This is a genomic window from Bradyrhizobium sp. CCBAU 11386, from assembly GCF_028128955.1.
Classification (GTDB): domain Bacteria; phylum Pseudomonadota; class Alphaproteobacteria; order Rhizobiales; family Xanthobacteraceae; genus Bradyrhizobium.
Genome location: NZ_LBKA01000257.1, coordinates 55330 through 75119, shown reverse-complemented (window position 1 = coordinate 75119; position 19790 = coordinate 55330). Strand labels below are relative to the sequence as shown.

Annotated in this window: 19 protein-coding genes and 1 tRNA gene; 12 read left to right on the top strand and 8 right to left on the bottom strand. The window is 64.7% G+C overall.

Features of this window, described 5'->3' with window-relative positions:
- Window positions 1-26: 26 nt before the first annotated feature.
- Entirely contained in the window at window positions 27-668 is a 642-nt protein-coding gene (locus XI09_RS38485; protein ID WP_271571563.1) for a TetR/AcrR family transcriptional regulator, read from the bottom strand.
- A gap of 89 nt (window positions 669-757) precedes the next feature.
- Between XI09_RS38485 and XI09_RS38480 the strand changes: the two genes are divergently transcribed.
- The 9 genes from XI09_RS38480 (at window position 758) to XI09_RS38440 (ending at window position 6889) form a co-directional block, all read left to right on the top strand.
- Complete coding sequence (locus XI09_RS38480; RefSeq protein WP_271571562.1) at window positions 758-1696, top strand: SDR family oxidoreductase; 939 nt, start codon at window positions 758-760, stop codon at window positions 1694-1696.
- Window positions 1697-1722: 26 nt separating this feature from the next.
- Complete coding sequence (locus XI09_RS38475) at window positions 1723-2382, top strand: NAD-dependent epimerase/dehydratase family protein (protein WP_271571561.1); 660 nt, start codon at window positions 1723-1725, stop codon at window positions 2380-2382.
- A 79-nt stretch (window positions 2383-2461) separates the two neighbouring features.
- A complete protein-coding gene (locus tag XI09_RS38470) occupies window positions 2462-2905 on the top strand; it encodes a DUF2948 family protein (RefSeq protein WP_271571560.1) in 444 nt (147 codons plus the stop codon).
- A gap of 277 nt (window positions 2906-3182) precedes the next feature.
- Entirely contained in the window at window positions 3183-4478 is a 1296-nt protein-coding gene (hisD, locus tag XI09_RS38465) for a histidinol dehydrogenase (protein ID WP_271571559.1), read from the top strand.
- Window positions 4475-4972 carry a UPF0262 family protein gene (locus tag XI09_RS38460; protein WP_271571558.1) on the top strand — a complete coding sequence of 166 codons (498 nt, stop codon included), beginning with the start codon at window positions 4475-4477 and terminating at the stop codon, window positions 4970-4972. The genes hisD and XI09_RS38460 overlap by 4 nt, the downstream gene beginning before the upstream one ends.
- Window positions 4973-4978: 6 nt before the next feature.
- Complete coding sequence (locus XI09_RS38455) at window positions 4979-5446, top strand: arsenate-mycothiol transferase ArsC (RefSeq protein ID WP_271571557.1); 468 nt, start codon at window positions 4979-4981, stop codon at window positions 5444-5446.
- A gap of 203 nt (window positions 5447-5649) precedes the next feature.
- On the top strand, window positions 5650-6279 hold the full coding sequence (locus XI09_RS38450) for a Maf-like protein (RefSeq protein WP_271571556.1): 630 nt from the start codon (window positions 5650-5652) through the stop codon (window positions 6277-6279).
- A gap of 166 nt (window positions 6280-6445) precedes the next feature.
- Complete coding sequence (gene yacG / locus XI09_RS38445) at window positions 6446-6628, top strand: DNA gyrase inhibitor YacG (protein ID WP_271571555.1); 183 nt, start codon at window positions 6446-6448, stop codon at window positions 6626-6628.
- 185 nt (window positions 6629-6813) lie between these two features.
- A tRNA-Phe gene (locus XI09_RS38440) sits at window positions 6814-6889 on the top strand.
- A gap of 115 nt (window positions 6890-7004) precedes the next feature.
- On the opposite strand, the gene XI09_RS38435 is transcribed toward XI09_RS38440, so the two are convergent.
- The 5 genes from XI09_RS38435 to XI09_RS38415 form a co-directional block, all read right to left on the bottom strand.
- On the bottom strand, window positions 7005-9317 hold the full coding sequence (locus tag XI09_RS38435; protein WP_271571554.1) for a glycoside hydrolase family 31 protein: 2313 nt from the start codon (window positions 9315-9317) through the stop codon (window positions 7005-7007).
- 21 nt (window positions 9318-9338) lie between these two features.
- On the bottom strand, window positions 9339-10418 hold the full coding sequence (locus XI09_RS38430) for an ABC transporter ATP-binding protein (RefSeq protein WP_271571553.1): 1080 nt from the start codon (window positions 10416-10418) through the stop codon (window positions 9339-9341).
- A gap of 18 nt (window positions 10419-10436) precedes the next feature.
- Entirely contained in the window at window positions 10437-11492 is a 1056-nt protein-coding gene (locus XI09_RS38425) for a carbohydrate ABC transporter permease (RefSeq protein WP_271571552.1), read from the bottom strand.
- Window positions 11493-11502: 10 nt separating this feature from the next.
- Window positions 11503-12444, bottom strand: a complete 942-nt coding sequence (locus XI09_RS38420; RefSeq protein ID WP_442869655.1) for a carbohydrate ABC transporter permease — start codon at window positions 12442-12444, stop codon at window positions 11503-11505.
- A 134-nt stretch (window positions 12445-12578) separates the two neighbouring features.
- Entirely contained in the window at window positions 12579-13871 is a 1293-nt protein-coding gene (locus XI09_RS38415) for an ABC transporter substrate-binding protein (RefSeq protein ID WP_271571550.1), read from the bottom strand.
- A 314-nt stretch (window positions 13872-14185) separates the two neighbouring features.
- Here XI09_RS38415 and XI09_RS38410 point away from each other — a divergent pair, with 314 nt between their 5' ends.
- The 3 genes from XI09_RS38410 (at window position 14186) to XI09_RS38400 (ending at window position 17025) form a co-directional block, all read left to right on the top strand.
- Complete coding sequence (locus XI09_RS38410; protein ID WP_271571549.1) at window positions 14186-15169, top strand: LacI family DNA-binding transcriptional regulator; 984 nt, start codon at window positions 14186-14188, stop codon at window positions 15167-15169.
- Between the two features lie 389 nt (window positions 15170-15558).
- Window positions 15559-16191: a DUF1326 domain-containing protein gene (locus XI09_RS38405; RefSeq protein ID WP_271571548.1), complete on the top strand. Its 633-nt coding sequence runs from the start codon at window positions 15559-15561 to the stop codon at window positions 16189-16191.
- A 24-nt stretch (window positions 16192-16215) separates the two neighbouring features.
- A complete protein-coding gene (locus tag XI09_RS38400) occupies window positions 16216-17025 on the top strand; it encodes a DUF2182 domain-containing protein (protein ID WP_271571547.1) in 810 nt (269 codons plus the stop codon).
- Between the two features lie 274 nt (window positions 17026-17299).
- Here XI09_RS38400 and XI09_RS38395 read toward each other — a convergent pair whose 3' ends face one another.
- Both XI09_RS38395 and XI09_RS38390 read right to left on the bottom strand, forming a co-directional pair.
- Complete coding sequence (locus XI09_RS38395) at window positions 17300-19051, bottom strand: TRAP transporter large permease (protein ID WP_271571546.1); 1752 nt, start codon at window positions 19049-19051, stop codon at window positions 17300-17302.
- Window positions 19048-19716: a TRAP transporter small permease subunit gene (locus XI09_RS38390; RefSeq protein ID WP_271571545.1), complete on the bottom strand. Its 669-nt coding sequence runs from the start codon at window positions 19714-19716 to the stop codon at window positions 19048-19050. The genes XI09_RS38395 and XI09_RS38390 overlap by 4 nt, the downstream gene beginning before the upstream one ends.
- Between the last annotated feature and the right edge of the window lie 74 nt (window positions 19717-19790).

Below are 19790 nucleotides of genomic sequence, written 5' to 3'. Positions count from 1 at the left end.
CCCTCCCTCCAGGGGAGGGTGGCACTTCACTTCAATATCGCCCTGATCGCATCGAACGTGCGCTTCACGAAAGCCTCCGGCTTCTCCCGCGCACCTTCGCCGATCCAGCTCTCGCCGCCGACGCGCATCGCGCCGGTGGCGATCATGGCGACGAGCCGCGCCTTCAGCCGGTCCGATTTGCGGCCGGAGCGCTGCGCAAGCCCGTCCGCCAGTGCGCGCTCGAGCTTTTCGTATTTGAGCTGGTCGCGCGCGTGGAGCGCGGGATTGTCGCGCTTGAGCCGCGACATCGCAGCCGCCTCGGTCGGATCGATCCGTTTGACCGCCGCCGCGATCGCATTCTCCGCCGCCGTCAGCATGGATTCGTCCGCAGGCCGTGCGAGAATCCCGGCGACCAGCGCGGCCGCGGCATCTTCCTGCCAGGCGGCGACCACGTCCTCTTTCGAGGCGAAATAATGGAAGAAGCTGCGGCGCGAGACGTCGGCAGCGGCCGCGATGTCGTCGATGGTCGTGGCCCCGAAGCCGCGTTCCAGGAACAGCGCCATCGCCGCGCGCTTCAGTCGCTCGCGGGTCTGCTGCTGCTTGCGCTCGCGCAGGCCGGGCGCCGCCGGGGATTTTTCTCCGGAGGACAAGGGCTTGGCGCGTTTCCTGGCGTGCTTCGAAGCCTTCAAATTATTTCACCTCTTGCAAATTTGCACTTAGTGCACATTTAGACCGGTCGTAGGCCTTATTCCACCCCCTGATAGCCTGGAGCTATGGCATGACCGACTGGACCACGGCAGACATCCCCTCCCTCAGCGGCAGGACCGCCGTCGTGACCGGCGCGACGGGCGGGCTCGGCTACGAGACGGCGATGGCGCTGGCGGGCGCCGGTGCCATTGTCATACTCACCGGACGCAACGACGCAAAGGGCCTGCGGGCGATCGAGGGCATTTGCGAGCGGTTTCCCAATGCGCTGATCGCCTACGAGCATCTCGACCTCGCCAGCCTGTCCTCCGTGGCCGATTTCGCCAAGCGCTTTGCCGCCGGCAACGAGCAGCTCGACCTCCTCGTCAACAATGCCGGCGTAATGGCGCTGCCGAAACGGCAGCAGACCGAGGATGGCTTCGAGATGCAGCTCGGCACCAATTATCTCGGACATTACGCGCTGACGGCGCGCCTGTTGCCGCAGCTTCGCCGGGCGAAGGCGCCTCGTGTCGTCAATCTCTCGAGCCTTGCGCACCGCTCCGGCGCGATCAATTTCGACGATCTGCAAAGCCAGCGCTCCTATCGTCCGTGGCGGGCCTATTGCCAGTCCAAGCTGGCGATGCTGATGTTTGCGCTGGAGTTGCAGCGTCGCAGCCTCGCGGCCGGCTGGGGCGTGACCAGCCTTGCCGCTCATCCCGGCTACGCGCGGACCGATCTCATTTCGAACGGGCCGGGCGCCAACACCCTCTCGTGGCGGGTAGGACGGTGGCTCCAACCCTTGATCAGCCAGTCCGCTGCCGAGGGCGCGCTGCCCACGCTGTTCGCGGCGACATCTCCGGCGGCTGAGCCCGGCGGCTATTACGGTCCGAACGGGTTCTACGAATTGAAGGGGCCGCCGGTGCCGGCGAGGATCATGCCGCAGGCCAAGGATTTTGCTGCGGCGGCCATGCTGTGGGATGTCTCGGCAACGCTGACCGGTGTATCCTTCGACGAGATCGCGGTCGCCGCATGAGCCGCGACGCTGTTGGGGACGTCCCGATGCAAGTCATCATCTTTGGCGCGACCGGCATGGTCGGGCAGGGCGTCTTGCGCGAGTGCCTGGTCGATGCCGGCATCGACCGCGTGCTCGTGGTCGGCCGCAGCCCGACCGGCGTGCGCAACGCCAAGCTCACCGAGATCATCCACGACGATTTCCTGGATTATTCGGCGATCGAGTCTCAGCTCACCGGCTTCGACGCCTGCTTCTTCTGCCTCGGCGTCTCCTCGATCGGCATGAGCGAGGAGCGCTACCGTCATCTCACCTACGACCTCACGCTCGCCGCGGCGACCACGCTGGCGAGACTCAATCCGCAGATGATCTTCACCTATGTCACCGGCGCCGGCACCGACTCCACCGAGCAGGGCCCGCGGATGTGGGCGCGGATCAAGGGCAAGACCGAGAACGATCTGCTCAAGCTGCCGTTCAAGGGCGCCTACATGTTCCGGCCCGGCGCGATCCAGCCCCTGCATGGCGCCCGCTCCAAGACCGCCTGGGTGCAGGCCGTGTATACCGCAACCTGGCCACTCTGGTCGGTGCTGCGCCGGATTTCGCCGCGGCTCGTCACCTCCACCGAGCAAATGGGCCGCGCTATGATCCGCGTCGCCCGGCAGGGGTATCCGCGCAAGGTGCTGGAGATGGAGGATATCAATAGCCTCTAGTCCGCCGGGTTGTTAGGTCTAGGGAAATTTCCGCGGCCGCGCGCGTTGGGCCGTATCCCCCCGAGGAGAGATGCCGGCGATGTCGCCCCAGCTCAAACTGATCGCACTCGATGCCGACGATCTCGCCGTGATCTCCACCCACGTGCAGGATGCCCGGGTGCAGGCCGCCGACATTATCTGGCGGCAGAGCGAGAAGCGGCTGGTGGTCGGCATGAGCCGGCTGGACTGGGAGCAGACGCTGGACGGCGAGGCCGAGCCGCGCCGGCTGGTCGCCGCGCTCCGCTTCGACCGCGTGCTTGCCTGCAAATCGCGCAACATCGACATCGGAGCTCCGGACAAGGTCCTGGACCTCGTCGGGATCGAGTTTCACTCCCAGGACGGCCGCGACGAGGAGCCCGGCGGCAGCGCTCTGCTCTTGTTCGCCCAGGGCGGCGCCATCCGCCTCGATGTCGAATGCCTGGAATGCGAGCTGACCGATCTCGGGGCGGACGAACTGGGGACGGGGATCGAAGGGGAGGGGTGAGGAATGGAAAAGACCCCACTCCTGCTGTCGTCCTGGCGAAAGCCAGGACCCATTACCACCGGTGGTCGTGATGGAGTGGGCCGGAACCACATCCTGCTTCAATTACAACAAGTTGGGGTAATGGGTCCTGGCTTTCGCAAGGACGACATCGAAGCAGGATGACGATGGGCGACGACGACGCCTGCCAAGGGTTGACGGCGGGAGGCCGCCGCGCCATTGAGCAGGGGACCTGGTGCGCCAATCCGCCCCGAGAAACCAGCCAGAAGCCAAGCCAGACATGCCCGTTCGCCTCGACCGCAGCAGCGCCGATTTTGACCAGCGATTCGCGGCCTTCCTCGCCGCCAAGCGCGAGGTCTCGGCCGACGTGGAGGCCGCCGCGCGCGCGATCGTCGACGACGTCGCGACGCGCGGCGACGCGGCCCTGCTCGAGGCCACGGCAAAGTTCGACCGGCTGACGCTGGACGCATCCGGCCTTCGCATCTCGGCCGCCGAGATCGAGGCCGCGGTGAAGGCCTGCGATGCTGCGACGCTGGATGCCTTGAGCCTCGCGCGCGACCGCATCGAGACCTATCATCGCCGCCAATTGCCGAAAGACGAGCGCTTCACCGACCCGCTCGGTGTCGAGCTCGGCTGGCGCTACACCGCGATCGAGTCCGCCGGCCTCTACGTGCCCGGGGGAACTGCGGCCTATCCGTCCTCGGTGCTGATGAACGCGGTGCCCGCGAAGGTCGCCGGCGTCTCGCGCCTCGTGATGGTGGTGCCCGCGCCCGACGGCAAGCTCAATCCGCTGGTGTTGGCGGCAGCAAAGTTGGGCGGCGTCACCGAGATCTACCGCGTCGGCGGCGCGCAGGCCGTCGCCGCGCTCGCGCACGGCACCGCCACCATCGCGCCGGTCGCAAAGATCGTCGGCCCCGGCAACGCCTATGTCGCCGCCGCCAAGCGGCTGGTGTTCGGCAAGGTCGGCATCGACATGATCGCCGGTCCCTCCGAGGTGCTGGTCATTGCCGACGACACCGGCAATGCCGACTGGATCGCCGCCGACCTGCTGGCGCAGGCCGAGCACGACACAAGCGCGCAAGCGATCCTGATCACCGATTCAGCGCGCCTCGCCGCCGACGTCGAGAAGGCGGTCGAGGCGCAGCTGAAGACGCTGCCGCGCACCGCGATCGCGAGCGCCTCCTGGGCCGATTTCGGCGCCATCATCATGGTGAAGAACCTTAACGATGCCATCCCGCTTGCGGATGCGATTGCCGCCGAGCATCTCGAGATCATGACCGCAGACCCTGACGCGCTCGCCGCAAGGATCCGCAATGCGGGTGCGGTGTTCCTCGGCGCGCATACGCCGGAGGCGATCGGCGATTATGTCGGCGGCTCCAATCACGTGCTGCCGACGGCGCGCTCGGCGCGGTTCTCCTCGGGCCTCTCGGTGCACGACTTCATCAAGCGCACCTCGATCCTGAAATGCGGCCCGGATCAGCTGCGTGCGCTCGGACCTGCCGCGATGACGCTTGGCAAGGCGGAAGGGCTGGACGCCCATTCGCGCTCGATTGGATTGCGCCTCAATCTGTCATGACAAAGCCGCCCGAACAGGACGACTCCAACAATCGCATCGTCGCGGTCAGCCTCGACGAGGAATCGATCGGCCGTTCCGGGCCCGACATCGAGCACGAGCGCGCGATCGCGATCTACGATCTGATCGAGCAGAACCTGTTCGCGCCGGAGGGCGCCGACGGGAAGGGGCCGTTCACGCTGCATATCGGCATCACCGGCAACCGCCTGATGTTCGACATCCGCCGCGAGGACGACACGCCCGTGGTCGTGCATCTGTTGTCGCTGGGGCCGTTCCGCGGGATCGTGAAGGACTATTTCATGATCTGCGACAGTTACTACCAGGCGATCCGGACAGCTACGCCGGACAAGATCGAGGCCATCGACATGGGCCGCCGCGGCATCCATGACGAGGGATCGCGCACGCTCCAGGAGCGGCTGAAGGGCAAGGTGCGGGTCGACTTCGAGACCTCGCGCCGGCTGTTCACGCTCATTACTGTTCTGCACTGGAAGGGATAAACGCGGATGGCTGCGCCCCCACGCGCACGCGATCCGCAATCGGTGCTGTTCGCCTGCGCGATGAACAGCGTGCGCTCGCCGATGGCCGAGAGCCTGCTGCGGCACATGTTTCCGCAGGGCCTCTACGTGAAGTCGGCCGGCGCGAGGCGCGGCGAGCTCGATCCGTTCGCGGTCAGCGTGATGGCCGAGCTCGGCCAGGACATCTCCACCCACAAGCCGCAGACCTTCGAGGAGCTCGAGGACTGGGAGGGGCTGAATTTCGACCTCATCATCACGCTGTCGCCGGAGGCGCATCACAAGGCGCTGGAGCTGACCCGCACGCTCGCCGCCGACGTCGAATACTGGCCGACCCAGGATCCCACCACCATCGAAGGCAGCCGCGACCAGAAGCTCGCCGCCTACCGCGACGTCTGCGACCAGCTCCTGCTGCGCATCCGCCGGCGGTTCGCGAAGGTAGGCGCGGCGAGCGGGTGAGGGACGATTGCTGTTTCGCTCCCTCGCCCCGCACTTGCGGGGAGAGGCGAAGAGCCGGCGTAACATCCGCGTCACAGACTGAGGGCACAGGCATATCGGAAACCTCGAATCACCAAACCTCGGGTTCCCGGGTTGTGAAATCAGCCCCCTTCCGATAGGTTCCGCGCGCAATTCACCCCCTGCTTCATCCCCCAAATCACCTGATGCTCGGTCGCCCCAAATTCGTTCTTGCCTCCGGTTCGCCGCGGCGCCTGTCGCTGCTCAACCAGGCCGGCATCGAGCCGGACGCGCTCCGGCCGGCCGACGTCGACGAGACGCCGAAGCGGGGCGAACTGCCGCGCGCCTGCGCCAATCGTCTCGCGAGGACCAAGGCGGATGCGGCGCTGAAATCGGTGCAGCTCGACGACGAATTGCGCGGCGCCTTCATCCTCTCCGCCGACACGGTGGTGGCGGTCGGCCGCCGCATCCTGCCCAAGGCCAACCTCGTGGACGAGGCGGCGCAGTGCCTGCGGCTGCTCTCGGGCCGCAATCACCGCGTCTACACCGCAATCTGCCTCGTCACGCCACGCGAGGCCTTCCGCCAGCGCCTGGTCGAGACCCGCGTCCGCTTCAAGCGCCTCTCGGAGGACGACATCCAGGCCTATATCGGCTCCGGCGAATGGCGCGGCAAAGCCGGCGGCTACGCCGTGCAGGGCATCGCCGGCTCCTTCGTGGTGAAGATGGTGGGGTCCTACAGCAACGTCGTCGGCCTGCCGCTCTACGAGACCACGACGCTGCTCGGCGGCGAAGGCTTTCCGATCCGCTTCGGCTGGCTCAACGCCACCGCCGTGTGAGCGCGCATGCCGGCTCGGGCGGGCCTTAACAAAAATCTCGAAAACAACCCCATGCACAGTAGAATTGGCCCGCGGGACCCGGGCCGCGACGCCTGCGCGTCCGCCCGCAGAACCCCTTTACCCACAGGCTCCTAGACTCTCTCACCCCGTGTAAGCTGCCGACATCATGGACGAACAGGTCAAAAAGCCCGCTGGGCCGCTCAAAACCTGCCCGATCTGCGGCAAGCCCGCGGTGCAGGCCACCCGCCCGTTCTGCTCCTCGCGCTGCCGCGACGTCGACCTGAACCGCTGGCTGAAAGGCTCCTACGTCATCCCCGGTCGCGATGACGAGGTGGATGACGTAGAATAAATAAGCAATATCAATTGCTTGCCTGGGTGGCTGATCGGCCGCGCGCCAGCCGCGGCAAGGCCGCGCCACCTTGTGCACAGCCGGGCCGCGCCCGGTGCAGCCTTCAGGCGAAGCCGGGTGGACAGGCCGCCTTCAGCCCACTATAAACCGCCCGCTCGATGGGCCTTGGGTCCTTCGCTCAGCACGCCCAGGTAGCTCAGTTGGTAGAGCATGCGACTGAAAATCGCAGTGTCGGTGGTTCGATTCCGCCCCTGGGCACCATTCCAATCAAACTCCAAATCCATGGCGGGTTTTGCCGTTTGAGAAGACGGCTCTGACCCGCCCTCAATGCGTCAGCTTCGGATCCGATCAAGACCGGCTTCGCGGTGACGCGGCTTCAGTCGGCTGTGTCGGCCAGGCGCAGATTCGGCACGCCGACGCCACGGACGCGGATCGGTGCCGCCAACTCTCCTCCGCTGACATCGAGAACGAAGCCGGTCTCATCGCGGCGCAGGCGGAATTCGATTGTCCTGCCTGCCTTGCGCCAATCCGCCGTCTCGCCATCGTCGACATAGACGAGGCCTGAGCCACCGCGTTCGGGCGCACCGAACGCAATCGCCGTCAGCCCCTTCTCGTCCTCGATCGGAACGATCGCGCCGGCGCGTGCAAAGACGGGTAGCCGGCCCAGAGGCGCTGCGACAGTCACGCTCTGCCCGCCTTCGAATGCCGTTCCGTCATGCCAGTCGTACCAGCCGCCGGGATGGGCGGGCAGATAGACCTCGCGCGTCGTCGCCCCCTCGTCGAGCACCGGAGCGACGAGCAGATCGGGGCCGAGCATGAACGCGTCCTCGACGGTCGCCGCAATCGCGTCCGAATCGAAATCCCAAAACAGCGGCCGCACCAATGGCACGTCCTCCAGCGCCGCACGCCACATCTGCGTGTAAAGATAGGGGATGAGGCTGTGGCGAAGCTCCATGGCGGATCGAACTTCCGGGAGCACGCTCGCGTGCATCCACGGGGTGTTGACGATGCCGCTCGCCTTCCAGGAATTCATCACCATGCGCGGCCACAGCGCGCAGAACTCGACGAAGCGGCAAAACAGTTCTGGGCCCGGCGATTCGCCATGGAAGCCGCCGACGTCGTGGCCGATGTTGTAAAGCCCCGACAGGCTCATGTTCAGGCCCTGGATCAGATTGTAGCGCAGCGTCTTCCAGGCGGTTTCGTTGTCGCCGCTCCAGGTCTGGCCGTAGCGTGCGATGCCGGCGCTGCCGGCGCGCGTGATCGTATAGGGGCGCTTGTCCGGGGCGTGCGCGGCCTGGGTCTCGTAGGCGAGCTTGTGCATCAGGAGCGCCTGCGCGGGTCTGGCCAGCGCTTGCGGGAACGGCCGGCCGTCGCCGTTGCAGACCGCATCCTCGTCCCAGATCTCGTATTCGTTGTTGTCGCTCCAGACCGCCGTCACGCCGAAGGCGAGCAGCGCGTCGCGGATGCCGTCCGCCCACCACTGCCGTCCTTCCGGGTTGGTAAAGTCGACATGGAAGCCGAGGCCGTCCCAGAATTGCGCGACAGCCGGCTCGCCGGTCTCGCCGTCGGCGACCAGGATGCCGCGCGCCTTGGCTTCAGTGAGCCGGGGATGATCATCGAGCAGGCAGGGCTTGATGTTGGTGACCGGTTGCATGCCGGCCGCCTTGAGGCGCGCCATCGTCGCTGCCGGATCGGGGAATTTGTCGCGATTCCAGTTGAAGACATAGCGACGGTTGCCGATCGAGGTGTAGCCCGAGCCGAAGTGAAAGCTGTCGCAACGGATGCCGTGGCGCCTGCAATCCTCGATGAAGGCGGTGATGCGCCTGTCGGCATCGGGCGCGTCGGCGATGGTCATGGTCGTCATCGCGAAGCCGAGCGTCCAGCGGGGCGCAAAGGCCTGTCCGCCGGTCAGCCAGGAAAATCGGCGCGTGACCTCTGGTACGGTCGGTCCGGCGAGCACGTAATAGTCGAGGTCGCCATCCTCGGCGCGATAACTGCGGAAGAGGCCGTGGTAGTTGTCGATGGTGCAGCCGAGGTCGACCGAGCCGAGCGCGAGATTGTCGTAGAAGATGCCGTGCGCGCCGCGTGCGCCGTCGACGATGAAGAACGGCAGCATCTTGTAGAGCGGATCGGAAAGCTCGGCGTCGAAGCCGCAGGGATCGACGGCGTCGATCGCGAAGCGCCGGCCGGTCCGATCGAGCGGACCGGCCTTGTCTCCGAGGCCGTAATGGCGTTCGCCTTCGTGCCGTTCCATCGCATGCAGCAACGCAGTGGTCTTGCGCGACAGGAGATAGGCCTGGGTTGGGCGGTCCTGCAGGAATGGCTGCAGCTCGCCGTCGCGGTACCAGGCGATGCCGAACGGATCGAGCCGTATTTGAGCGCGGAGGCCCGCGGCGGCGAGCGTGACGATGCCGCCATCCTCCGACACGGTCGACGCCGGATTGGCAAAGCCGGAGATGTCGTCGCGCTGCCGGCCCTCGAACGGCGGCTCGGTGCGATCAGGGGCGATCGCCCAGCCGCGATCGAGCCGATAGCCGTCCGGCCGGCGCAGCGTGACGCGGCCGATGTCGCGCTCGAGTATAGCGACGCGCAAGCTGGCGAGCGGGGCCGCCGCCGGCCCGGTCGCGAGGTCGAAGAGCGCGGCGTGGCCGTCGAGGCCGCGGAAGCGGCCGTGGGTCAGGGCTTTCATGAGATCAGGCTCCGGGGTCGATCAGGGCCGGGCGAGCGCCGCGCCGGTCGCGTCGAAGATATGCAGGTGGTCGGGGGCGAAGCGGATCGCGACTGCATCGCCGCGGTCAAACCGCGACTGGCCATCCTGGCGCAGCGTGATCTGCGGCAGGCCGGGAGCCGTGGCATAGACGAAGGTCTCGCCGCCAAGCTGCTCGACGAGATCGACGGTTGCGGCGAGCGTGCCTGTGTCGGGCGCGACGTCGATATGTTCGGGGCGGATGCCGAGCGTCACGCGCGCGCCGGCGGAGAGGCCGAAAGCGGCGCGGGGCAACGCGAGGTCACGCTCGCCAACGCTCAGGCGCAGCGTGCCGTCGTCGGAAATCACGGTCGCGGGCAGGAAGTTCATGCGGGGAGAACCGATGAAGCCCGCAACGAAGGCGTTCGAGGGGCGGTTGTAGAGCTCGAGCGGCGTGCCGACCTGCTCGATCCGGCCGGCGTTGAGCACCACGATCCGATCCGCAAGCGTCATGGCTTCGACCTGATCGTGCGTGACATAGATCATCGTGCCGCCGATATTGGCATGCAGGGCGGCGAGCTCCTTGCGCGTCGCGACGCGCAGCTCAGCGTCGAGATTCGACAGCGGCTCGTCGAACAGAAAAATCTTCGGATCGCGCACGATGGCCCGGCCGATGGCGACGCGCTGGCGCTGGCCGCCGGAGAGCGCCTTGGGCTTGCGGTCGAGATAGTCCGCCAGACGCAGCATGGCGGCGGCGCGATCGACCCGCGCCTCGATCTCCGACGGCTTCAGCCCCATGTTCTCGAGCGCAAAGCCCATGTTCTTGCGGACGCTCATATGCGGATAGAGGGCATAGGACTGGAACACCATTGCCAGCCCCCGCTCGGAGGCGGGCAGGTGGGTGACGCGTTCGCCGTCGATATGGATCTCGCCGCTCGTCACGTTTTCGAGACCGGCGATGACGCGGAGCAGCGTCGACTTTCCGCAGCCCGAGGGGCCGACGAAGACGACGAATTCGCCATCCTTCACCGCGAGATCGATGCCGTGCAGCACGTCGATGCTGCCGAAGGATTTTCGCGCGGCCGTGAGTTTCAGTTCAGCCATGGTCCATAACCCGATCGGTCATTTCATTCCCGTCGAGCCGATGCCCGTCGTGATGAAGCGCTGCAGGAACACGAAGACGAGGGCGACGGGAGCGAGCGTCACGACCGTCATCGCAAGGAGGTAGTGCCACTGGGTCTGGAGTTCGCCCTGGAAGGCGTTGAGCGCGATCTGGAGCGTGTAGACCTCGGTCTTGGTCAGGACCGCGAGCGGCCACAGGAATTCGTTCCAGCGCCACATGATCGAGAAGATCGCCAGAACCGCCAACGCCGGCAGGGTCAGCGGCATGACGATGCGCCAATAGATCTGCCACTCGGATGCCTTGTCCATGCGCGCAGCCTCGATCAGATCCTTCGGCAGTGTCAGCATGTATTGCCGGAGCAGGAAGACGCCGGTCGGCGTCGCCGCACCCGGCAGGATCACCGCCCAGAGCGAGTTGGCGAGGCCGAACTCGGTCACCACCAGATAGACCGGCACCAGGATGATGGTCATCGGGATCATCAGCGTCCCGATGACCGCCAGCGTAGCCGCCTGCTTGCCGGGAAACGCGTAGACGGCGAGCGCATAGGCGGCCATGGAATTGATGAGCAGCGTGATCAGCGTGGCGACCACCGTCACGAAGACCGAATTGAACAGGAAGCGCAGGAAGGCGAAGCGCTGCAGCGGCTCGGTGTAGTTCTCCGTCGCGAGAGCGACGCGGCGCACCGGTTCGCGCTTGTCGATCGCCACGCGGAACTGCTTCGAGGGATCGGCGGGATCGACCATCTGGGCGACGAGCCCGATGCGCCGAACCTGCGCCAGTTCGCGGACCGAGCCGTCGGGAAGCGTGGCGCGGAACAGCGGCAGCTTCTGTGGCTGACCGGGCACCGTCACTTCGACCTGCGCGAACGGCAGCAGCGACGGCGGAAATTCCAAGAGCGCACTCTGGGTCTTGAACGATGACAGCACCAGCCACAGCACCGGGCCGAACATCAGCACGACGCCGAGCGCGAGATAGGCGTAGGCTGCGATGTCGGTCCAATGCAGCGGCCGTCCGGGCCCGTTGCGACGTTGACCAAGCAAAATCCCAAGGCGCATGGCGGCTACCTCAGATCTCTTTGCGCCGCGCGGCGGCGAATTGCAGGAGCGTCAGGACGAAGAGGACGACGCCGAGCACGACGGACGCGGCGGCGGCGAGGCCGAAATTCTGCACCTGGCTGGCGAAGCCGGTCTCGTAGATGTACTGGACGACCATCAGCGTCGCGGTGCCCGGACCGCCGCCGGTCAGCACGAAGACCTCGTCGAAGGTCTGCGCGCCCTTGATGAGCGCGAGCACGATCACGACGATCATGTTCGGCCACAACAGCGGCAGCGTGATGTGTGTCAGCACGCGCCAGCGCGGCGTCGCGTCCATCTCCGCCGCCTCGTAGAGGTCCGCCGGGATCGCCTGAAGGCCGGCGAGCAGGATCAGTGTGTAGAAGCCCATGTGCGCCCACACCGATACGAACACCGCCCAGAACATCGCCCAGCCCGGGTCGACGAAGAACAGGATCTTCTGACCACCGAGTGTGGTGATGGCCGCGTTGAGGAGGCCGTCGCGCTGCAGAATCCATTTCCAGATCAGCGCGACGACCACGGGCGATAGCAGAACCGGGAAGAAATAGACCGCACGGAAAAAGCCGCGGCCACGGATCTTCATGTTGAGGACCAGCGCAGTGACGAGCGAAAACAGCACCATCGCCGTCACCTGAAACAGGACGAACCTTGCCGTATTGGCAACGCCCCGCCAGAAGTGATCCTCGCGGCAGGTCGCCGGATCGAGATAGGAGCCACAGTCGAACAGATAGGCGAACTGGTCGCCGCCGACATAGGGCCGTTGCGAGGGAAACAGGGCCGTGCCGCCGGTCACCGAGAACACGATGTTGATGCCGATCGGCAGGAACACGAAGAGGCCGAAGAATACGAAGTTGGGCAACAGGAACACATAGGCCATGCGCCGCACGCCGATCATGCGCTGCAGCCATCGCATCGGCGGATCGAACAGACGCATCGCGACGTCGACCGGCAGGACCGCGACGCGCCGGAATTCCGCAAGCGCTGCCGCGGCGATGCCGGGCTGCGGCACGGAGGCGGACGGAGTGTCCGACATCGCGGTGATCCTTCGATCCCGTGAACCCGTCGCCGTCACTTCTTGTTGCGCTCAGCGATCTGCTGCGCGACGTCGGCGGTGATGCGCTTGTAGGCGTCTTCGAGCGCCGTTTCGCCGGAGACCGCCTGCCCGAGCCGGCTGATGACGGCGTTGAAGATGATTCGGCTGTTGATGTAGCCCTGGGTCCGGTAAGCGAGCGGCGAAATCTGGGCAGCGCTTGCGGTGAAGACCTTCAGCGCTGCAGCGGCTTCCGGGCTGGCCGTCGGATAGTCGATGCCTTTCTTGGCGAGCCCAAGGTGGCCGGGCACGAAGAGCGAGCGCGCATAGAACTCCGCCAGCACCGGTTCGCTGGCGAGATAATCCATCAGACGCGCAACTTCCTTGGGATGCTGGGTCGTCTTGAAAGCCACGAGACCGGCGCCGCCCGGCATGCTGCTGCACCCGCCGGGCCCGCAGGGATTGGGGACCGCCACCCAGTCGAAGGCGTTGTCCACGGTCTTGGCGAACTGAGCGGTCTGCCACGATCCGGACAGATACATGACGACCTGTGCGTTCTTGAATTCGTCGTTGGCGCCGCGATAGGCGGTGCCGGAGACCGAGCCCCACAGCTCCTTCGACATGACGCCGGACTTGTGCCAGTCGTAGACCAGTTGCGCCGCGCGCTTGAAGCCCTCGTCCACGACGTCCGGCTCGCCGTTCGCGCCGAAGACCTTTGTGCCTTGCGACACGGCAAGCGCATAGAAGCGATGGCCCGAGCGGTCGAGCGCGAGCGGGAATGGCGCCTGGACCTTGCCCGCAACCTCCTTCACCGCCTTCGCCCAATCCTCCCAGGTTGACCTCTCGCCCGGCATCGCCACCCCGGCCTGCTCGAACAGGGTCTTGTTGACGAAGGGGCCGGTGACGGTGAGCTGGGTCATGAAGCCCGGAATTGCCTGCGGGTCTCCCGCCGGGCGCATCCATTCGAGGAAGGGGCCGAAGTTCGTCTCCCAATAGCCGGGATCTTTGAGAAAGGGGCGCATGTCGAGCGCGTAGCGCGACAGACCGCCCATATCGACGATACGCGCCATGTCGGGACCCTGGCCGGAGGCCAGCTGCACGGGCAGATTCTCGTTGATCGCCTTGTAGGGCACCTGATCGAGAACGACGTCGATGTCCTTGTTCTGCTCGTGGAATCGCTTCAGCAGGTCGGCCATCACCTCGCCCTCGTTGCCATCCGAGTACCAGGCCATGCGGAGCACGGTCATCTCGGCCGACGCCGGCCCGCCGAAGGCGGCGGCGGACAGAAGGGACAGCACAAGAGACGCGATAACGGGCTTGACGGCGCGCATGATCATTTTCCTCCACGCTCGCGGCCCAGTCGGTCCGCGCGAGATAGGCGCTCCGGGCCCGTTCTCCGACGGTCCTTTGGCGCAGGTGTTTCCTTCCACATCGGCATTGGGTCGGATGCCGCTTTTTCGCGTTTGGGCGCGCCTTTTCCGGCTGAAGCGGACGAGAGGCGGCAAAGCCGTCCGAAGACGTTCCAACGGCAAAACGATCTTGGCAAACGTTTGCCAAATGTCAATAGTGCTTAAATTGTCTTGTTGAGTCTCGAGGAGGCTCGACTGTGGCTATAGGTTGCAATCGGACCAGCCCCTGGAGGCCGATGCCGGAAGACGTCTCACTTGCCACAGTCGCGGCCCGCGCCGGCGTCTCGGTTTCGACCGTATCGCGGATCGTCAACGGTGAGGTGCGCCGCGCCTCCCCGGCTACGGTGGCGCGGGTGCTCGACGCGATCGAGGCGGTAGGCTACCGGCCCAATCCGGTGGGACGGGCGCTCAAGAGCGGCCAGAGCCAGCTTGTGGCGATGATCGCGGCGAATCTCGACAATCCGGCCATGGCGACGATCGCAAGCTCCACCGAGGCCGCACTGCGCGAGGCCGGCTACGTCATGGTCCTGTGCGACACGCACGACCGACCCGAACTTCAGGACGAATATCTCCACGCGATGCGGGCCCAGATGGTGCGCGGCTATATCCTCGTTGCGGCGGTCGCCAGTCCCGGCTTGAGCGAGCTTTCCGCATCTGGCGCCCCGACGGTGTTCGTGACCCGCCGCAATCCGACCGGCAACGGCCCGTTCGTCGGTATCGACGATTGTGCAGCCGGCGCTGCCGTCGCCGACCATTTCGCCGATCTCGGGCGGCGTGCCCCGGCTGTTGTTTTTCCGCGGTTGGGCTCGTCCGCATCGCGGGACCGCGTGTCGGGCTTCCTGGCCAGGCTGCGGGAGCGTGGATGGTCCGACGAAGCGATTATCCGGGCCGACGGGGAAGGGCGATCGCATCTGCAAATCGGCTACGATGCCGGCGCGCGACTTTTCGGCGGCAGCGACACGCCGGACGCCGTTCTCTGCGTGAGCGACCAGATCGCCTATGGTGTAAACCGGCGCGCGCTTGAACGCGGCCTGAAAATCCCCGGCGATTGCGATCTGGTCAGCATCGACGGCACGCCTCTCAATCAGTGGGTCGCACCCTGGCTGAAGTCGATCGAAATCCCCTACGCCGTCTACGGGGCGGAGATCGTCGCGGGCCTGCAATTGATCTGGCGAGGCGAACCTTTTGGCGAACGCCTGCTTCCCTACAAGTTCGGCTGACACGCGACGTTCCCTCGCTTGCTGCGCGTCCAGAGGCCGATCGGACAGAAGCCGGTATTCTGAGCGGGCGCGTGTGTCCTCACCCAACCGGGGCTAGAGATTGTGCCGTTGTTTCAATGATATAGGAGTTCGCAATTCTATCCTGAGTGGCGCACCATCCCTCTGACCTTCGGACTTCCACCTATCTGGCTACCGTTTCCGCCGCGTGGGTTCGCTGTACGCGCCGGGTCGCGGCTGATATGCTTTTCGCCATCGGGACGGCAAATGGCAGTGCGTCAACAGATTCCCTTGCGATGCCGGCCTTCTGATCGGATTTCGATCCCGCTCGCATCTTTTTGACGTCGACTTATCGAACGGCTGCCTCGTCCCCTCACATTGGGAGATGTGCCATGGCTGCATCGGATTGGCGTCTCGAAGGCGAATGGATCAAGAATTGTACTTGCGCGTTTGGCTGCCCCTGCGACTTCAATGCCCTGCCGACCCAGGGCTATTGCAAGGGGTTGGTCGGCATGCGGATCACCAAGGGACATTTCGAGGGGACCAACCTCGACGGCCTGTGCTTCGCGGCCACCGTCGATTTCCCGGGAGCGCTACATGAAGGCAACGGCAAAATGCAGCCGATCATCGATGAGCGCGCAACGCCGGAACAGCGCCAGGCGCTGTTTGACATCTTCTCCGGGAAGCATTCCGCCGAGGGCACGCTGTTCCAGATCCTCAGCCTGATCGTGACCACCGTCCACGATCCCGTCTTTGCGCCGTTCGAATTTTCCTTCGACAAGGACGGACGCGTCGCCAAGCTCGTCGCCAAGGGCGTGTTGGAGACGGAGGTCGAACCGATCAAGAATCCGGTGACGGGTGCTCCTCATCGCATTCAGGTGGTGGTGCCCGAGGGTTTCGAGCACAGGGCTGCCGAGGTCGCGTCCGCCAACATCCGCTCGACGGGGGCGATCAGTTTCGAGACCAAAGGCACGCACAGCTCGCTTGCGACCGTCGTGCAGACACCCGAGGGCGTCGCAGCCTGATGCTGCACCAAAGTCGAGCCATCGATGGGCGACATCCTCTTCCGGGGAAAGCCGATGAGCGGGCATTTGGCGCTTGAACACCTGCTTAAGCGCGACCGCCTGATCGTGGTGGTCGGGACCGCCGTGGTGGTGGCGCTGGCCTGGGCCTATCTGGCGAGCGGGGCCGGCATGGACACCGAGATGATGGCCGACATGCCGGACATGGCGCCAATGCCGTGGACGCCACTCTATGCCGTGCTGCTGTTCGCGATGTGGTGGGTGATGATGATCGCGATGATGGTGCCGAGCGCGGCGCCCACCGTCCTGTTGTATGCGACCGTCAAGCGCAGGCAGGAGACTACATCTGGCGCCGCGATGGAGGTCTGGATCTTTCTCGCCGGCTACCTCCTGGCATGGGCCGGGTTCAGTCTCGTTGCGGTCCTGGCGCAGTGGGCGCTCGAACGTACCTGGCTCCTGTCGATGGCGATGGCAAGTACGAGCGCCATTCTGGGCGGCACTCTTCTTTTGGCCGCGGGGCTCTATCAGTTCACGCCGCTCAAGGGCGCCTGTCTTCGCTACTGTCAAAGCCCGCTGCTGTTCCTGAGCAGGTACTGGCAAGTCGGCAGAAGCGGAGCATTCCGCATGGGACTTCGCCACGGCAGCTATTGCGTCGGCTGCTGCTGGTTCTTAATGGCATTGCTGTTCGTCAGCGGCGTGATGAATTTGCTCTGGATCATCGCCATTGCACTCTATGTCGCCTGCGAGAAACTGCTTCCGTTCGGCCGAAGCCTGAGCTATGCGGCGGGCGTGACCCTTATCCTGTTCGGAACGATCGTTCTTGCGCGCGCGGTGTGAAGCGTGTTGGCTTGCGTCAAGCTCGAGCCATTGCAGCGCACGGTCCGCGTGCAAATTTCGGCCATTCAATACAAAACAACCACAATCCCTCGCGGAGGAAGCTCCATCTGAGATGAGGGGCATACGGCTGATGGCGCTCAACATTCGAGCGCCCGGCCCCATCAAGAGCAACCAGAAAATCATATCGATATTTCAATTATATAGCAGTTCGCAGTTTTATTTTGAGTGGCGCACCATTTCCGTGTGACCAGCGCCCGGAGCTCCCCGCTGCGCCTCAACCCCCGTACAGATAGTTCGGCAGCCACAGTGTCATGCCAGGCCAGAGGTACATGATGACCATGCACAGGATGACGATCAGCATGTAGGGCATCATGCCGGCGAAGATCTGGTTGAGGGTGACGTGCTTCGGGGCAACGCCCTTGAGATAGAACGCCGACATCGCGACCGGCGGTGACAGGAACGCCGCCTGCAAGTTTACGAACACCAGCGTCCCCCACAGGATCGGGTCGATGTTGAAGTGCTTCAGCATCGGCAGGAAGATCGGCACGAAGATGATGATGATCTCGGTCCATTCGAGCGGCCAGCCGAGCACGAAGATGATCGCCTGCGACAGGAGCATGAACTGCACCGGTGTCATGTTGAGCGAGAGTACCCATCGCTCAAGCAGCGCCTGCCCCCCGAGAATTGCGAACACTGCCGAGAACAGCGCCGAGCCGACGAACAGCCAGCACACCATCGCGGTGGTTTTCGCGGTTAGGAACACCGCTTCCTTGGTACGCTTCCAGTCGAGCGTGCGGGCTTGCAGCGCCAGCAGGAATGCGCCAAAGGCGCCAACGGCGGCGGACTCGGTCGCGGTGCAGATTCCGAACAGGATTACGGCGAGCACGACGACGGTGAGAACGCCGAGCGGCATGGTCGACGCGGTCAGCAGTTTCACAACCGAGAGCCGCTCGGCGTTGAACCTCCAGTAGTAACGGACCTGTAACAGCGCGCAAACAGCCGCGATGCCCCAGAACCAGAGATAGAATTGGAGCCCTGGCCCCAGTTCAGCGGGCGTGGCCTCGTGCGTAACCAGCTCTGGCGTGCCCAATTGCTGCACGCCGGTTACCGCGAGTTCGATGCCAGCCTGCTGGTGAATCACCACGTACCACCAGATGGTGGCCATCGTGCCGGCGACGATCGTAAACGGCACCAGCGCGTAACCGAAGCTTGAGAGCAGCATCCAGTAGCTGACGGGACGGCCTTCCGCGTCGATGCGCCTTGCCTGCGACGGAGAGATCAGCCCCTTGATCAGCGAGATCAGGATCGTTTGCGATCGATAGGTGTCCTCGAACTTCGACAGCCACGCCGGCACCGGAACCTTCGTTTGGGCCTCCGGCAATGGCGGAGCGATCTTCGGACTGATCATCGCCCAGGCGACTATGTAAATGAGATACAGGAACGACAGAAAGAAGCCCGGGAACATCGCCGCCGCGTACAGCTTGACGATCGACTGACCGGCGACCGCGGCATAGACGATGATCATGACCGACGGCGGAATCAGAATGCCGAGCGTACCGCCCGCCGTGATGACGCCGGAGGCGAGCTTCACGTCGTACCCCGCCTTGAGCATGGGATTGAATGCGATGACGCCCATCAGCACCACCACCGCGCCGACAAGGCCACTCGCGATCCCCCAAAACGTGCAGACGATCAGAGTCGCGACCGCAAGCGAAGCCGGCACGCGGCGGAACGCGAGCTGGATCGAGTAGAACATCCTGTCGACCAGCGCGCCGCGCTCCATCACGTAGCCCATCAGCACGAACAGCGGGATGGAGATCAGGACGTCGTTGGTCATGGCGCCGTAGGTGCGCTCAACCATCAAATCGAACACGCGGTTGTCGGCCCAGGAATGCGTCGGGTCATAGAACGCGATGTAGCCAAAAAATATGCCCAGGCCCATCAGCGTGAACGCTGTCGGGAAGCCCATCATGATCACGACCACGATGAGCGTGAGCATCAAGAGCCCGAGTGCCGGATCGCTCATGTGTTCACGTCTCCGCCCATACCGCGCTGGCGCGCACTCTCGTCGATTTCATGCGCCCGCTCGATGGCGATCTTGCGCGACTCCTCGTCGACATATTCGCTGTGGGCGAGCTGCTGCTCGATGACGTCGATCTCCGCGACGTCCCTCAGCCGGCTGGGCCATTCGCCGGTCTTCAGGCAGACGACACAACGCACGATCTCGGCGACGCCTTGCAGCATCACCAGCGCGCCGGCGATGGGGATCACGGATTTGAAGTGATAAACCGGCGGCCCATCTGCCGTCACGTTCGAATGCTCCGCGATCCGCCACGAGTCGGCTGCGTAGTCAAAGCCCGCGTATATGAGGGCGGCGATACCAGGGATGAAGAAAACCGCATAGAGCACGATGTCCAGCCACGCCTGCATGCGCGGTCGCATCGAGCTGTAAAGGAAGTCGCCGCGGACATGGGCGTTCTGGGCCAGCGTGTAGGCGCCGCACAGCATGAACGCGCTTCCGTACAGCATATTATCAAGATCGAAGATCCACGCCGTCGGCATATTCATGATGTAGCGCTTGAACACTTCGACGCAGACGACGGCCATCAGCAACATGATCAACCAGGCCGCGACCTTGCCGCACCACGTGCTGATTTCGTCAATGACGAGTAGAAATTTATGGACGGTCATTGGTCGCCGCCGATTAATCCGAGGAAAGAATGAAATGACAATGCGACCGTTCGGTCGCCGTCCCGAACGGTGCC

What these genes read in the sequence shown, in the direction of transcription:
- XI09_RS38480 (WP_271571562.1), top strand. Translation starts at nt 758, where the DNA reads ATGACCGACTGGACCACGGCAGACATCCCCTCCCTCAGCGGCAGGACC.
- XI09_RS38475 (WP_271571561.1), top strand. Translation starts at nt 1,723, where the DNA reads ATGCAAGTCATCATCTTTGGCGCGACCGGCATGGTCGGGCAGGGCGTC.
- XI09_RS38470 (WP_271571560.1), top strand. Translation starts at nt 2,462, where the DNA reads ATGTCGCCCCAGCTCAAACTGATCGCACTCGATGCCGACGATCTCGCC.
- hisD (WP_271571559.1), top strand. Translation starts at nt 3,183, where the DNA reads ATGCCCGTTCGCCTCGACCGCAGCAGCGCCGATTTTGACCAGCGATTC.
- XI09_RS38460 (WP_271571558.1), top strand. Translation starts at nt 4,475, where the DNA reads ATGACAAAGCCGCCCGAACAGGACGACTCCAACAATCGCATCGTCGCG.
- XI09_RS38455 (WP_271571557.1), top strand. Translation starts at nt 4,979, where the DNA reads ATGGCTGCGCCCCCACGCGCACGCGATCCGCAATCGGTGCTGTTCGCC.
- XI09_RS38450 (WP_271571556.1), top strand. Translation starts at nt 5,650, where the DNA reads ATGCTCGGTCGCCCCAAATTCGTTCTTGCCTCCGGTTCGCCGCGGCGC.
- yacG (WP_271571555.1), top strand. Translation starts at nt 6,446, where the DNA reads ATGGACGAACAGGTCAAAAAGCCCGCTGGGCCGCTCAAAACCTGCCCG.
- XI09_RS38435 (WP_271571554.1), bottom strand. Translation starts at nt 9,317, where the DNA reads ATGAAAGCCCTGACCCACGGCCGCTTCCGCGGCCTCGACGGCCACGCC.
- XI09_RS38430 (WP_271571553.1), bottom strand. Translation starts at nt 10,418, where the DNA reads ATGGCTGAACTGAAACTCACGGCCGCGCGAAAATCCTTCGGCAGCATC.
- XI09_RS38425 (WP_271571552.1), bottom strand. Translation starts at nt 11,492, where the DNA reads ATGCGCCTTGGGATTTTGCTTGGTCAACGTCGCAACGGGCCCGGACGG.
- XI09_RS38420 (WP_442869655.1), bottom strand. Translation starts at nt 12,444, where the DNA reads ATGCGTCTGTTCGATCCGCCGATGCGATGGCTGCAGCGCATGATCGGC.
- XI09_RS38415 (WP_271571550.1), bottom strand. Translation starts at nt 13,871, where the DNA reads ATGCGCGCCGTCAAGCCCGTTATCGCGTCTCTTGTGCTGTCCCTTCTG.
- XI09_RS38410 (WP_271571549.1), top strand. Translation starts at nt 14,186, where the DNA reads ATGCCGGAAGACGTCTCACTTGCCACAGTCGCGGCCCGCGCCGGCGTC.
- XI09_RS38405 (WP_271571548.1), top strand. Translation starts at nt 15,559, where the DNA reads ATGGCTGCATCGGATTGGCGTCTCGAAGGCGAATGGATCAAGAATTGT.
- XI09_RS38400 (WP_271571547.1), top strand. Translation starts at nt 16,216, where the DNA reads ATGGGCGACATCCTCTTCCGGGGAAAGCCGATGAGCGGGCATTTGGCG.
- XI09_RS38395 (WP_271571546.1), bottom strand. Translation starts at nt 19,051, where the DNA reads ATGAGCGATCCGGCACTCGGGCTCTTGATGCTCACGCTCATCGTGGTC.
- XI09_RS38390 (WP_271571545.1), bottom strand. Translation starts at nt 19,716, where the DNA reads ATGACCGTCCATAAATTTCTACTCGTCATTGACGAAATCAGCACGTGG.